Consider the following 14985-nt stretch of genomic DNA (forward strand, 5'->3'; position numbering starts at 1 on the left):
CAGCTTAAATATTATGCTGTAGCATGAATATTTGCGCTTCCCTAATCTTCTGTGCCTTCATATAGCGGTGGGCAGGTTGTAACAGGTTTTAAGTACGCCCCCGTACCCTCGAACATCAATCTAGCCACACAACAGCACGGCACAGGTGCTATGGCCGGCTAGTTTGCCTTTTCAATGGGTCCTTGAGCGTACCGCCCCTGGTGGGGGAGCGGGCACGAACAGACATGTCTGTGGAAGGATCCAATCTTGGTCGCCTCGAGCACCTCTAATACTGAAGCCGCTAACGGCGTAGGTTCGCAGCGCCGAATCTCATTCGCAAAAATTGCTGAGCCCCTGCAGGTACCCAACCTGCTCGCGCTCCAGCTTGACAGCTTTGATCAGCTCGTCGGTAATGAACGCTGGGCAGCTAAAGCTGCTGTAGCAGCAGAAACCGGCGATACCTCCGTCAGCCAGACCTCCGGCCTGGCCGACATCTTCGAAGAAATCTCCCCGATCGAGGACTTCCAGGGCACCATGTCCCTGTCCTTCTCCGATCCTGAATTCGCCGACCCCAAGTACACCATGGAAGAGTGCAAGGATCGCGATGCGACCTACGCTGCTCCCCTGTACGTCAAGGCCGAATTCATGAACAACAACACGGGCGAAATCAAACAGCAGACCGTGTTCATGGGTGATTTTCCCCTGATGACCGAGTCCGGCACCTTCGTCATCAACGGCTCTGAGCGCGTCGTTGTTTCCCAGCTGGTTCGTTCACCTGGCGCCTACTTCGAAAAGACCGCCGACCGCACCTCCGATAAGGACATCTACACCGCCAAGATTATTCCTTCTCGCGGTGCCTGGTTCGAACTGGAAATCGACAAGCGTGACCAGGTTGGCGTCCGTCTGGACCGTCGCCGTAAGCAGTCCGTCACCACCCTACTCAAGGCTATGGGCTGGACCGAAGCTAAGATTCTGGCTGAGTTCGGCGAGTTCGATTCCATCCGCGCCACCCTCGAGAAGGACACCGTCCAGACTCGTGAAGAGGCACTGCTGGATATCTACCGCAAGCTCCGCCCGGGTGAACCCCCCACAGTCGATGCTGCCCAGAACCTGCTGGACAACATGTATTTCACCCCCCGCCGCTACGACCTAGCAAAGGTCGGCCGCTACAAGGTGAACCGCAAGCTCGGTATCGACACCCCCGTCAACGACCCCTCAGCAGCAGTGCTGTCACAGGATGACATCGCAGCTATGATTCGCTACCTGGTAACCCTGCACGCAGGTGGTAGTAGCATCAAGGGCATCCGCGACGGTCAGGAAGTTGATATCCGCGTAGATGTTGACGATATCGACCACTTCGGTAATCGCCGTATCCGTGCCGTAGGCGAACTGATTGAAAACCAGATCCGCACCGGTCTGTCCCGTATGGAGCGCGTTGTCCGCGAGCGTATGACTACTCAGGACGTTGAGGCTATCACCCCTCAGACCCTGATTAACATCCGTCCCGTTGTTGCCTCCATCAAGGAATTCTTCGGCACCTCCCAGCTCTCCCAGTTCATGGACCAGAACAACCCGCTGGCAGGGCTGACCCACAAGCGTCGTCTCTCCGCACTGGGCCCCGGTGGTCTTTCTCGTGACCGTGCAGGCATGGAAGTGCGAGACGTGCACCCCTCCCACTACGGCCGTATGTGCCCCATCGAAACCCCTGAAGGCCCCAACATTGGTCTGATTGGCTCGCTGGCAACCTACGCCCGCATCAACCCCTTCGGTTTCATCGAGACCCCCTACCGCATCGTCAAGAACGGCAAGGTCACCGACGAGGTCAAGTACCTCACCGCCGATGACGAAAAGGGCAACACCATCGCTCAGGCCAACGCACCCCTGAACGCAGACATGACCTTCGCTGAAGAGCAGGTTCTCTGCCGTGCAGGCGACGGTTCTGGCGAAGCTGTGCTGGTAGACGCCTCCGAGATTGAGTTCATGGACGTCTCCCCCCGCCAGATGGTGTCTGTAGCAACCGCCCTGATTCCCTACCTGGAACACGACGACGCTAACCGAGCACTGATGGGTGCTAACATGCAGCGTCAGGCCGTTCCCCTGCTCGAATCAGAAGCACCCGTCGTTGGTACCGGTATGGAGCGCTACGCAGCTCTTGACTCCGGTGACTCCGTCGTTGCTAAGAAGGCCGGTGTGGTCTCTGAGGTCTCCGCTGACCTGGTAGTCGTTCGTAACGACGATGGCACCACCACCTCCTACCCCATCCTCAAGTTCCAGCGCTCTAACCCCGGTAACTGCTACAACCACCGCGTTGTGGTCAAGGTGGGCGACCGCGTTGAAGAGCGTAGCCTGATTGCCGACGGTCCCTCCACCGATAAGGGCGAGCTGGCACTCGGTAAGAACCTGCTCGTGGCTTACATGTCATGGGAAGGCTTCAACTTCGAGGACGGCATCATCCTGTCCCAGCGCATGATCTCCGATGACGTGCTCACCTCAATCCACATTGAAGAGCACGAAATCGACGCCCGCGACACCAAGCTGGGTGCCGAAGAGATTACCCGCGACATCCCCAACGTCTCCGAAGAGGTGCTCTCAGCCCTCGACGAGCGCGGCATCATCCACATCGGTGCCGAGGTTGAGGCCGGCGACATCCTGGTCGGTAAGGTCACCCCCAAGGGCGAAACCGAACTGACCCCCGAAGAGCGCCTGCTGCGCGCTATTTTCGGTGAAAAGTCCCGCGAAGTTCGTGACACCTCACTGAAAGTTCCTCACGGTGAGTCCGGTACCGTCATCGGCGTCCGTATCTTTGACCGCGAAAATGACGATGAAGACCTGCCCAGCGGTGTCAACCAGCTGGTCCGTGTCTACGTTGCCCAGAAGCGCAAGATTACTGTCGGCGATAAGCTGGCAGGTCGCCACGGTAACAAGGGTGTTATTACCAAGATCCTTCCCATCGAAGACATGCCCTTCATGGAAGACGGCACCCCCGTTGACATCATCCTGAACCCGCTAGGTGTTCCCGGTCGTATGAACATCGGTCAGGTACTTGAAGTTCACACCGGCTGGCTAGCTAAGCAGGGCTGGAAGATTGAAGGTAACCCCGCCTGGCTCGATAAGCTCCACAACTTCCCCAAGGAAACCGGCCCCACCAACGTCGCAACCCCCGTGTTCGACGGTGCCGGTGAAGAGGAACTCTTCGAGCTCATGGACCACGCTAACCCCAACCGCGATGGTGACCGCCTGATCAACCGTTCAGGTAAGGCACGCCTGCTCGATGGCCGCTCCGGCGAGCCCTTCCCCGAGCCGGTATCCGTTGGCTACCAGTACATCCTGAAGCTGCACCACCTTGTCGATGACAAGATCCACGCACGCTCCACCGGCCCCTACTCCATGATTACCCAGCAGCCCCTGGGTGGTAAGGCCCAGTTCGGTGGTCAGCGCTTCGGTGAAATGGAAGTGTGGGCACTGGAAGCATACGGTGCCGCTTACACCCTGCAGGAAATCCTGACCGTCAAGTCTGACGACGTTCACGGCCGCGTGAAGGTCTACGAAGCCATCGTTAAGGGCGAAAACATCCCCGAACCCGGTGTGCCCGAGTCCTTCAAGGTTTTGATCAAGGAAATGCAGTCCCTCTGCCTGAACGTTGAGGTACTCTCAACCGACGGTAAGACCATCGAAATGCGCGATGTAGAAGACGAAGGCTTCCGAACAGCAGATGACCTGGGCATTGACCTGTCCCACGCAGAGCCCAGCTCTGTCGAAGAGGTCTAACCCCTCACATCTGTTCAAACAAGACTTCAAAACACTAGGAAAGAGATAAGGACCAAATGTCCAACGAATCTTCACTTGGTTTGATGCGTATTGGCCTGGCGACCTCCCAGAACATCCTGGACTGGTCGTACGGCGAGGTTAAGAAGCCCGAAACCATCAACTACCGAACCCTAAAGCCCGAGAAGGAAGGCCTCTTCGACGAGCGCATCTTCGGCCCTACCCGCGACTGGGAATGCTACTGCGGTAAGTACAAGCGCGTACGCTTCAAGGGCATCATCTGTGAGCGCTGTGGCGTAGAGGTCACCCGCGCCAAGGTGCGCCGCGAGCGCATGGGCCACATCGAGCTAGCAGCTCCTGTGACCCACATCTGGTACTTCAAGGGCGTGCCCTCACGCCTGGGCTACCTACTTGACCTTGCTCCTAAGGACCTGGAAAAGATCATCTACTTCGCCGCCTACATGATTACCCATGTGGACGAAGACGCCCGCCACGAGGACCTGCCCAACCTGCAGGCCGCTCACGACCGCGATAAGAAGGTCCTGCAGGATCAGCTCGCTGCCGACATCAACCTCATTGCCCGTGAAACCGAAGAGGAACTGGCCAAGATTGAGGCTGACGGTGGTAAGGCTGCCGAGAAGCGTAAGCTGCGTGATGCTGCTGAGCGCCAGATGGCGTCCGTCCGCAAGAATGCAGAACGTGAAATTGAGCAGCTAGACCGTATCTGGGACCGCTTCAAGAACCTTAAGGTCGCTGACCTTGAAGGTGATGAGGCCCTCTACCGTGGCATGGTTGATAAGTACGGTATGTACTTTGAAGGTTCCATGGGTGCAGAAGCTATCAAGAAGCGTCTTGAGAACTTCGACATGGAAGCAGAAGCTGAGGCACTCAAGGAAATCATCCAGACCGGTAAGGGTCAGAAGAAGACCCGCGCCCTCAAGCGTCTGAAGGTTGTCAACGCCTTCTTGTCTACCGACAACTCACCGCTGGGTATGGTGCTGGATTACGTTCCTGTCATCCCGCCGGAACTGCGCCCCATGGTGCAGCTTGACGGTGGCCGCTTTGCGACCTCCGACCTGAACGACCTCTACCGTCGTGTTATCAACCGTAACAACCGCCTTAAGCGTCTGCTGGAACTCGGTGCCCCCGAGATCATCGTGAACAACGAAAAGCGCATGCTGCAGGAAGCTGTTGACTCCCTGTTCGATAACGGTCGCCGCGGACGCCCCGTGACCGGCCCCGGTAACCGCCCCCTGAAGTCCCTCTCTGACATGCTCAAGGGTAAGCAGGGTCGTTTCCGTCAGAACCTGCTCGGTAAGCGTGTTGACTACTCAGGTCGTTCCGTTATCGTTGGTGGCCCCACCTTGCAGATGCACCAGTGTGGTCTGCCTAAGCAGATGGCCCTGGAGCTCTTCAAGCCCTTCGTGATGAAGCGCCTGGTAGATCTCAACCACGCCCAGAACATCAAGTCTGCAAAGCGTATGGTTGAGCGTTTCCGCCCCCAGGTGTGGGATGTTCTCGAAGAGATCATCACCGAGCACCCCGTGCTGCTGAACCGTGCACCTACCCTGCACCGTCTGGGTATTCAGGCCTTCGAACCCCAGCTGGTTGAAGGTAAGGCTATCCAGCTGCACCCGCTTGTCTGTTCAGCATTCAACGCTGACTTCGATGGTGACCAGATGGCAGTTCACCTGCCCCTGTCTCCTGAGGCTCAGGCTGAGGCCCGCATCCTTATGCTGTCCTCTAACAACATCCTCAAGCCTTCAGACGGTCGCCCCGTTGCGGTTCCTGACCAGGATATGATTATCGGTCTCTTCCACCTGACCACCGCCCGTGACGGTGAGAAGAACGAAGGCCGTCTCTTCTCCTCCTACGCAGAAGCCATCATGGCTATGGACCGTCACGAGATTGAGCTTTACACCAAGGTCAAGATCGTGCTGGATGACTTCGTACCCTACGAGGGCTGGGAAGCTCCTGAAGGCTATGAGCCCGGTCAGCCTGTGCTGGTAGAAACCACTGTCGGCCAGGTGATTTTCAATGAGACTCTGCCCGCTGACTACCCCTGGTACACCGGCATTGCCGATAAGAAGTCTCTAGGTGCCCTCATCAACGACCTTGCTGAGAAGTACCCCATGCACGTAGTAGCTCAGACTCTTGACGCGCTCAAGAACACCGGCTTCTACTACGCTTCACGCTCAGGTGTGACCGTTGCTGTCTCCGATATTGCAGCGCCTCCCACTAAGCCGGCCATTATGGAAGGCTACGAGAAGCAGGCTGCTGAGATTGAAGAGCAGTTTACGATGGGTATGCTGAGCGATATGGAGCGCCGTACTGAGCTGATTGATATCTGGACTAAGGCAACTGATGAGGTTGCTGAGGCGATGAAGCTCAACCTGGCTGAGAAGAACACCACCATTAACCGCATGGTCACCTCTGGTGCGCGTGGTAACTGGATGCAGGTTCGTCAGATTGCTGGTATCCGTGGTCTGGTGTCTAACACCAAGGGCGAGATTATGCCCCGCCCGATTAAGTCTTCCTACCGTGAGGGCCTGTCGGTTCTGGAATACTTCATCGCAACCCACGGTGCTCGTAAGGGTCTGGCAGATACTGCGCTGCGTACCGCAAACTCCGGTTACTTGACCCGTCGTCTGGTGGACGTTTCTCAGGATGTCATTGTGCGTGAGCACGACTGTGGCACCCACCGCGGTTTGACCCTGCCTTTGGTTCAGAAGGACGCCGACGGTAACGTAACCCTGCACGAGAACGTTGAGTCTTCAATTCACGGCCGTGCCCTGGCTGTTGACGTTGTGGCTGAAGAGGGTACTGTACTGGCAACTGCTGGTACTGACGTTTCCGATATCGTCATTGACAAGCTGTTCAAGGCCGGTATCGAAGAGGTTCGCGTCCGCTCCGTTCTGACCTGTGAGTCAGGCGTGGGTGTTTGTGCCCTGTGCTATGGCCGTTCCATGGCTTCAGGTAACCTGGTCGACATTGGTGAGGCTGTTGGTATTATCGCAGCTCAGTCCATTGGTGAGCCCGGTACCCAGCTGACCATGCGTACCTTCCACACTGGTGGTGTGGCATCGGCTGACGATATTACTCAGGGTCTGCCCCGTATTCAGGAACTCTTCGAGGCCCGCACTCCCAAGGGTGTTGCCCCGATTTCTGAGGTCACCGGTCGCGTAAGCATCGAGGACACCGATAAGTCCCTGAAGGTTGTGGTCACCCCCGATAACGGTGATGACCCGGTTGCTTACCCTGTTCTGCGTCGTGCCCGTCTGGAAGTTGCTGATGGTGATCACATCACTGTTGGTACCCAGCTGGTTGCTGGTGCTGTTGATCCTAAGGAGATTCTGCGTATTCGCGGTCCTCGTGAGGCTCAGAAGCACCTGGTGGACGAGGTTCAGGGCGTTTACCGCTCTCAGGGTGTAGGTATCCACGATAAGCACGTTGAGGTTATCGTTCGCCAGATGCTACGCCGTATCACCGTCATCGATTCCGGTGAGACCAGCCTGCTCCCCGGTGAGCTGGTTGAGAACATCGCTTTCCAGAACGCTAACCGTGCGGCTCTGGCTGAGGGGAAGCGTCCTGCTTCAGGTCGCCCCGAGATGATGGGTATTACCAAGGCATCGCTGGCTACCGAGTCCTGGCTATCTGCTGCGTCCTTCCAGGAAACCACTCGCGTCCTGACTCAGGCTGCGATGGAAGGTAAGGAAGACCCGCTGGTTGGCCTGAAGGAGAACGTCATCATCGGTAAGCTCATCCCCGCTGGTACTGGTCTTGCCATGTACAACGACATTGAGGTTGAGCCCACTGACGAGGCACGCGAGGCTCTGTTTGCGCAGACCGCAACTCCTTACAACGATTTCAGCTATGCCGAGACCAATGAGGGTGCTATTAGCCCCGAGTTCCAGGCTATTCCGCTGGATGACTACGAGTTCGGTAAGTAAACTCAGGCTCTAGCTTAGGGCAGTCTTAAGGGCGCTTCTCCACAGATGATGTGGGGGAGCGCCCTTTGTCTGCGCGGACGTCTGGAACGCAGTGGGGTTGTTACCTTCGGCAATGAAGGGGGGTGGGATATACCAAGTTGAGGCAAATAATTAATCGATATACTTAGGTAAGTACTCACACACAGATATACACCTGCTCATCTTTCGCATATTTTGAGGGTTAAATGAAACTATCACACCATATAGGAGTTAAAATCGGGATTTTTGGGGCTACTCTATCTCTAGCTACCGGAGCTTTTATAATCCCTTCTCAGGCTTTAACTGATTTAACACCAGCGGTCGTCAACGCACAGAATCTGGCTGATTTGGTGAATTCCACCCAACCTACTTCTAGCAACCCTTTCCTTGTGGGAGCGGGGGTAGCTGATATTACGGGTGAAGTTGCTGAGGTTGCGTTTATGGGATACGGATCAGATGCTCAGAAGGGTTCCGGCCTCCATACTCGCCAGTATGCCCGTGCCTTTGTAGTAATTGACCCCGAAAGTAACTCTCGCAACCTAATAGTGGTGCTGGACGCACAGAGTGCTTGGGAAAGTGTTCGTGCTGAGCTAGTGAATCGTATTCAGGCGGAGTTCGGCCCTGAATTCACCGAAGCCAACATCATGATTACGGCCTCTCACACCCACGCGACCCCGGGCGGCGTGAGTAAGGATGTGCTCTATAACTTAACTACTCTTGGTTTTCATGAGCCTACTTTCAATAACCAAGTTAATGGGTCTATGCAGGCAATCCGTGAAGCGCTTGCAGACTTAGCTCCCGGCAATGTAACGGTCTCAAGTAGCCAGCTCACAGGAGTGGGCGTAAACCGCTCAGCGGTAGCCTTGGGGCAGGATCCCGCTCATCTTACAGATCACCTTATCGATGGGGTGGATCCCACTAGTGTCACTTTCCGTTTTGAGCATGATGGGGTAACTCGTGCCGTCCTCAACTGGTTTGCCCTTCACCCCACGTCCCTTACCAATAAGAACACTCTGGTGTCTTCAGATAACAAGGGTTATGCGCAGTATCTCTTAGAGACGGTAGACCATGGGGTTGACCTGAATGCAGGGTCTGAAGATGATGCCTTTATCGCGGCTTTTGCCAATAGTAACACCGGTGATGTGTCACCCAATACATTCTTACAGCCGGGCTTGGGCCCTACTGATGACATGTTTACCAATCTCGAGATTCAGGGAACCAAACAAGCCGACGCGGTGCGCGCCCAGCTCGCTAGTTCCGGTACCCCGGTAGGGCAGGGGCTTGATTCACGCATCACCTACGTAGATTTTTCCAATATACAGGTGGAAACTCAGTGGACGGGCACTGGGTACGCAGGCTCTACATGCAATGCTTCATTGGGCGCTGCCTTTGCCGCCGGCAGTGGCGAAGACGGTGCTGGTCCTGTTGGATTCAATGAGGGTGTTAACGCTAATAAGGTCTGGAGCGATTTTAACTGGTTAGCCTACAAGTCCTCTAAAAGCCTGAGCGATTGCCAGTACCCCAAAGCCAACTTGCTAGCTGTGCATGATATGGTGCAGCAGAAGCTGCCGGTCCAGGTGATGCGTTTTGGTAACTACTACCTGCTGGGTATGCCCGGTGAGCATAACGGGGCAGTTGGTGTGCAGTACCGCCAGGATATGGCAGCCCTGCTGGGAGTCAATGAGTCACAGATTATTGTGCAGGGCTACACCAATGCTTACAGCCACTATGTGACAACCCCGCAGGAATATGTTTCACAGCAGTATGAAGGCGGTGCTACCGTCTTCGGTATTAATACTATGGGGGCCTTCCGTCAGACCCTCAATACTGTAGCTACCTCCCTGCGCGATGGCACTGACCTGCCCCTGGGTGATAAACCTACTGTTCGTACTCCTATGAAGAGTGCGGTGGGTAAGGTCTGGTATGACGTGCCCGGTATCGGTCATTATTACGGTGAGGTTCTTACCCAGCCTGCTCATACAGATCGGGGCGAAACCGTTAGTGCGGTCTTTGTAGGTGCCCACCCTAACAACGATCAGCAGCTGAATTCTAGCTATCTTGAGGTGCAGCGTCTAGAGGGTGGTCAATGGGTGACCATCGCAGGTGATAATGATCCTGCCACCCGCTTTCACTGGAAACGCCATCTGGCTGCTCAGTCCCGAGTGACTATCGAATGGCAGATTCCTGCTGAGACGGTTCCTGGTACTTATCGAATTCTCTATCATGGGGACTCTAAGAATGGGGCAGGAATCATTACCCCCTTTACTGGAACTACTCGTACGTTCATCGTTTATTAGGTCAGCATACTTGTGAAGGTGGGGACGCTGGCGTTTCGCTTCTTTATGCGAGGAAGGGGGATGCCCGCGTCCGCGCCTAGTGCGAGACTTAAGTGCCTGACATCACCTGTTTTAAAGGCTTAAAGCTGCCTGCTGAGACGTACTGGGGGTAGATTAAGCCCTTCTAACCAGCTAGAGTAGTAACCGGAGTACTTAGCAGTAGTATTTACTGCCCGCTCAGATAATGTCTGGGCAGTACATAAGAACCAATGGCAGAATGGACACCGTCCTTTGGCTTTGTTCGCCCGGGCATCTAGCCCGAATAGCGATCTTGAGGCCTAAATGCCATTTTTTGTTGTGTCTGGGCACTCGCTAAGTCAGATAGTTTTTCTTTTGCGCTTATCCCAAGTGACAGAAGGCAAGTAAACCGGCACCCCCTAACGGGGGAGTCGATACCAAACGGAGAACAAGTGCCTACAATTCAGCAGTTGGTCCGTAAGGGCCGTGCACCCAAGGTCGTTAAGACCAAGGCGCCCGCACTTAAGGGCAACCCCATGAAGCGTGGCGTATGCACCCGTGTATACACCACCACCCCGAAGAAGCCGAACTCAGCACTGCGTAAGGTCGCACGTGTTAAGCTCAACGGCGGCGTCGAGGTTACCGCATACATCCCCGGTGAGGGCCACAACCTTCAGGAACACTCCATTGTGCTCGTTCGCGGTGGTCGTGTGAAGGACCTCCCCGGTGTTCGTTACAAGATTGTACGTGGCGCACTGGATACCCAGGGCGTTAAGGGCCGCGGTCAGGCTCGTTCACGCTACGGCGCAAAGAAGGAGAAGAAGTAATGCCTCGTAAGGGTCCCGCTCCTAAGCGTCCCCTCGTAAACGATCCTGTTTACGGTTCAGCGCTGGTTACCCAGCTCATCAACAAGGTTCTGCTGGACGGCAAGAAGTCAACCGCTGAGCGCATCGTCTACGGTGCACTCGAGGGCGTTGCTCAGAAGACCGGCGCAGATCCCGTAGCAACCCTCAAGAAGGCAATGGACAACGTCAAGCCTTCACTTGAGGTTCGCTCACGCCGCGTCGGCGGTGCGACCTACCAGGTCCCCGTCGAGGTCCGTGCAGGCCGTGCAACCGCTCTGGCCCTGCGCTGGCTCGTAGGCTTCTCAAAGCTCCGCCGCGAGAAGACTATGACCGAGCGTCTCATGAACGAGATCCTGGATGCATCCAATGGTCTCGGTGCCGCTGTGAAGCGTCGCGAAGACACTCACAAGATGGCCGAGTCCAACAAGGCCTTCGCACACTACCGCTGGTAATTTCTTCGTAGCCTGCCGTTATTACATCAGTACATAGCGGCAGGCTTTCGGAGTTTCTCACAAGGGAGAACAAAGTGGCACTAGACGTGCTTACCGACCTGAACAAGGTCCGCAACATCGGTATTATGGCGCACATTGACGCCGGTAAGACCACCACCACCGAACGCATCCTCTTCTACACCGGTATTAACCACAAGATCGGTGAAACCCACGATGGTGCATCAACCATGGACTGGATGGCTCAGGAACAGGAACGCGGTATCACCATTACCTCCGCGGCAACCACCTGCTTCTGGAAGAACAACCAGATCAACATCATCGACACCCCCGGCCACGTTGACTTCACCGTTGAAGTTGAGCGTTCACTGCGCGTCCTCGACGGCGCTGTTGCAGTGTTCGATGGTAAGGAAGGTGTTGAGCCCCAGTCAGAGACCGTTTGGCGTCAGGCTGACAAGTACGAAGTTCCCCGTATCTGCTTCGTCAACAAGATGGACAAGCTGGGTGCAGACTTCTACTTCACCGTAGACACCATCATCAAGCGCCTCGGTGCTAAGCCCCTCGTTATGCAGCTGCCCATCGGCGCTGAAAATGACTTCATCGGCGTCGTTGACCTGCTCACCATGCAGGCCTACGTCTGGCCCGGCGACGCCAAGGGTGACGTTACCATGGGTGCTTCCTACGAAATCCAGGAAATCCCCGCTGACCTGCAGGAAAAGGCAGAGCAGTACCGTGCCGAGCTCGTTGAAAACGTTGCTGAAGCTTCAGAAGACCTCATGGAAAAGTACCTCGAAGAGGGCGAACTGACCATCGAGGAAATCAAGGCAGGCGTCCGCGCACTGACCGTTGCTAACGAAGCCTACCCCGTTTTCTGTGGCTCAGCATTCAAGAACCGCGGTGTGCAGCCCATGCTCGACGCAGTTCTCGATTACCTGCCCTCACCGCTGGATGTTCCCGCGATGATCGGCCACCTGCCCACCGACGAAGAGACTGAGGTAACCCGTAAGCCTTCAGCTGACGAGCCCTTCGCAGCGCTGGCATTCAAGGTTGCAGCCCACCCCTTCTACGGTCAGCTGACCTACATCCGCGTTTACTCCGGTAAGGCTGCTCAGGGCCAGCAGGTTCTGAACGCCACCAAGGGTAAGAAGGAACGTATCGGTAAGCTCTTCCAGATGCACTCCAACAAGGAGAACCCTGTTGAAGAGATCCAGGCAGGCCACATCTACGCGGCTATCGGTCTGAAGGACACCACCACCGGTGACACCCTCTGCGATACCGCTAACCCCGTAGTTCTGGAATCCATGACCTTCCCCGCTCCCGTGATCTTCGTGGCTATTGAGCCCAAGACCAAGGGTGACCAGGAGAAGATGTCAACCGCTATCCAGAAGCTCTCTGCTGAGGACCCCACCTTCACCGTTTCACTCAACGAAGAAACTGGCCAGACCGAAATCGGCGGTATGGGTGAGCTTCACCTCGACATCATCGTTGACCGTATGAAGCGCGAATTCAAGGTTGAAGCTAACGTTGGTAAGCCCCAGGTTGCATACCGCGAAACCATCACCAAGAAGGTTGAGAAGGTCGACTACACCCACAAGAAGCAGACCGGTGGTTCTGGTCAGTTCGCAAAGGTTCAGGTTTCCTTCGAACCCATTGCCCTCGATGCTGAAGAGCTCTACGAGTTCGACAACGTCGTCACCGGTGGTCGTGTTCCCCGTGAATACATCCCCTCTGTTGACGCCGGTATCCAGGATGCAATGCAGCTCGGTATCCTCGCTGGCTACCCCGTTGTTGGTGTCAAGGCAACCCTGATCGATGGTGCTTACCACGATGTTGACTCGTCAGAAATGGCGTTCAAGATCGCTGGCTCAATGGTCTTCAAGGAAGGTGCCCGCCGCGCCGCTCCCGTTCTGTTGGAACCCCTGATGGCTGTTGAAGTACGTACCCCCGAGGACTACATGGGCGACGTTATCGGTGACCTGAACTCACGTCGTGGTCAGATTCAGTCCATGGAAGATGCAGCAGGCGTCAAGATCGTTCACGCTCTTGTTCCGCTGTCAGAAATGTTCGGTTACATCGGTGACCTCCGTTCAAAGACCCAGGGTCGTGCAGTCTTCTCCATGGAGTTCGACAGCTACTCAGAGGTTCCCAAGAACGTTGCTGATGAAATCATCCAGAAGAGCCGCGGCGAGTAATACTCATCCGAGTGCGGCTCACATTATGTGAGCCGCACCGCTTTTCAAAAAAACCTAGTAAATGAACCCGCATTCGGGTTTCGCCCCACCGGTCTTATCCGCTATTGTGGTAGCTAGACCGCCTTTTACGGCGGAGTGCGCCGGTGTGAAACCCGAGTGCAGGTTCTCAAATCTTCTCTATAGGAGGAATACTCTTGGCTAAGGCTAAGTTCGAGCGCTCCAAGCCTCACGTAAACGTCGGTACCATCGGTCACGTTGACCACGGTAAGACCACCCTGACCGCTGCAATCTCCAAGGTTCTGGCTGACAAGTACCCCGACCTGAACGAGCAGCGCGACTTCGGTATGATCGACTCCGCTCCTGAAGAGCGCCAGCGCGGTATTACCATTAACATTGCTCACATCGAGTACCAGACCGAAAAGCGTCACTACGCACACGTTGACGCCCCCGGTCACGCTGACTACGTCAAGAACATGATCACCGGTGCTGCTCAGATGGACGGCGCAATCCTCGTTGTTGCTGCCACCGACGGCCCCATGGCTCAGACCCGTGAGCACGTTCTGCTGGCTCGCCAGGTTGGTGTTCCCACCCTGCTCGTAGCTCTGAACAAGTCAGACATGGTTGAGGACGAGGAACTGCTCGACCTCGTTGAAATGGAAGTTCGCGAGCTGCTTTCCTCACAGGAGTTCGACGGTGACAACGCTCCCGTTGTTCGCGTTTCCGCACTGAAGGCTCTTGAAGGCGACGCTGAGTGGGTTGCTAAGGTTGAAGAGCTCATGGACGAGGTTGACAACTACATTCCCGACCCCGTTCGTGAGAAGGACAAGCCCTTCCTCATGCCCATCGAAGACGTCTTCACCATCACTGGTCGCGGTACCGTTGTTACCGGTCGCGCCGAGCGTGGTACCCTGAAGATCAACTCCGAAGTTGAGATCGTTGGTATCCGCCCCATCCAGAAGACCACCGTTACCGGTATCGAGATGTTCCACAAGCAGCTCGACGAAGCATGGGCAGGCGAAAACTGTGGTCTGCTGCTTCGCGGTCTGAAGCGCGACGACGTAGAGCGTGGTCAGGTTGTTGTTGAGCCCGGCTCAATCACCCCCCACACCCAGTTCGAGGCTAACGTCTACATCCTTTCCAAGGATGAGGGTGGCCGTCACAACCCCTTCTACTCGAACTACCGCCCCCAGTTCTACTTCCGCACCACCGACGTTACCGGTGTTATCACCCTTCCCGAGGGCACCGAAATGGTTATGCCCGGCGACAACACTGAGATGACCGTTGAGCTCATCCAGGAAATCGCAATGGAAGAGGGCCTCGGCTTCGCAATCCGTGAAGGTGGCCGCACCGTTGGTTCAGGTCGCGTTACCAAGATCATCAAGTAAGGTTCTTACTTCTTGAATCTAAACTCCTGTTAGCGTGCTGCTAAGGGAGGGCAATAAAGGGTTGGCCCCCACAGATTTATTCTGCGGGGGCCAACCCTTTTATTTTGC

Annotated in this window: 7 protein-coding genes; all 7 read left to right on the plus strand. The window is 55.7% G+C overall.

Annotation, left to right across the window (positions count from 1 at the left end):
* Nucleotides 1-246 precede the first annotated feature (246 nt).
* Nucleotides 247-3747 (plus strand): DNA-directed RNA polymerase subunit beta, encoded by a 3501-nt coding sequence (gene rpoB / locus ACED87_RS06410; RefSeq protein WP_449081096.1) that lies wholly within the window; start codon nucleotides 247-249, stop codon nucleotides 3745-3747.
* A gap of 56 nt (nucleotides 3748-3803) precedes the next feature.
* Nucleotides 3804-7694: a DNA-directed RNA polymerase subunit beta' gene (locus ACED87_RS06415; protein WP_449081094.1), complete on the plus strand. Its 3891-nt coding sequence runs from the start codon at nucleotides 3804-3806 to the stop codon at nucleotides 7692-7694.
* Between the two features lie 224 nt (nucleotides 7695-7918).
* A complete protein-coding gene (locus tag ACED87_RS06420; protein ID WP_449081092.1) occupies nucleotides 7919-10009 on the plus strand; it encodes a neutral/alkaline non-lysosomal ceramidase N-terminal domain-containing protein in 2091 nt (696 codons plus the stop codon).
* Nucleotides 10010-10458: 449 nt separating this feature from the next.
* A complete protein-coding gene (gene rpsL / locus ACED87_RS06425; protein WP_083090707.1) occupies nucleotides 10459-10833 on the plus strand; it encodes a 30S ribosomal protein S12 in 375 nt (124 codons plus the stop codon).
* Nucleotides 10833-11303: a 30S ribosomal protein S7 gene (gene rpsG / locus ACED87_RS06430; RefSeq protein WP_449081090.1), complete on the plus strand. Its 471-nt coding sequence runs from the start codon at nucleotides 10833-10835 to the stop codon at nucleotides 11301-11303. The genes rpsL and rpsG overlap by 1 nt, the downstream gene beginning before the upstream one ends.
* A gap of 74 nt (nucleotides 11304-11377) precedes the next feature.
* Nucleotides 11378-13492, plus strand: a complete 2115-nt coding sequence (gene fusA, locus ACED87_RS06435; protein WP_449081088.1) for an elongation factor G — start codon at nucleotides 11378-11380, stop codon at nucleotides 13490-13492.
* A 194-nt stretch (nucleotides 13493-13686) separates the two neighbouring features.
* On the plus strand, nucleotides 13687-14877 hold the full coding sequence (gene tuf / locus ACED87_RS06440) for an elongation factor Tu (protein WP_449081086.1): 1191 nt from the start codon (nucleotides 13687-13689) through the stop codon (nucleotides 14875-14877).
* Nucleotides 14878-14985: the final 108 nt, after the last annotated feature.

It is taken from the genome of Rothia sp. 32237D007AR (assembly GCF_053544675.1).

Bases quoted from the DNA above. Each gene is read 5' to 3' on its own strand.
- ACED87_RS06415 (WP_449081094.1), top strand. From the start codon at position 3,804: ATGTCCAACGAATCTTCACTTGGTTTGATGCGTATTGGCCTGGCGACC.
- ACED87_RS06420 (WP_449081092.1), top strand. From the start codon at position 7,919: ATGAAACTATCACACCATATAGGAGTTAAAATCGGGATTTTTGGGGCT.
- rpsG (WP_449081090.1), top strand. From the start codon at position 10,833: ATGCCTCGTAAGGGTCCCGCTCCTAAGCGTCCCCTCGTAAACGATCCT.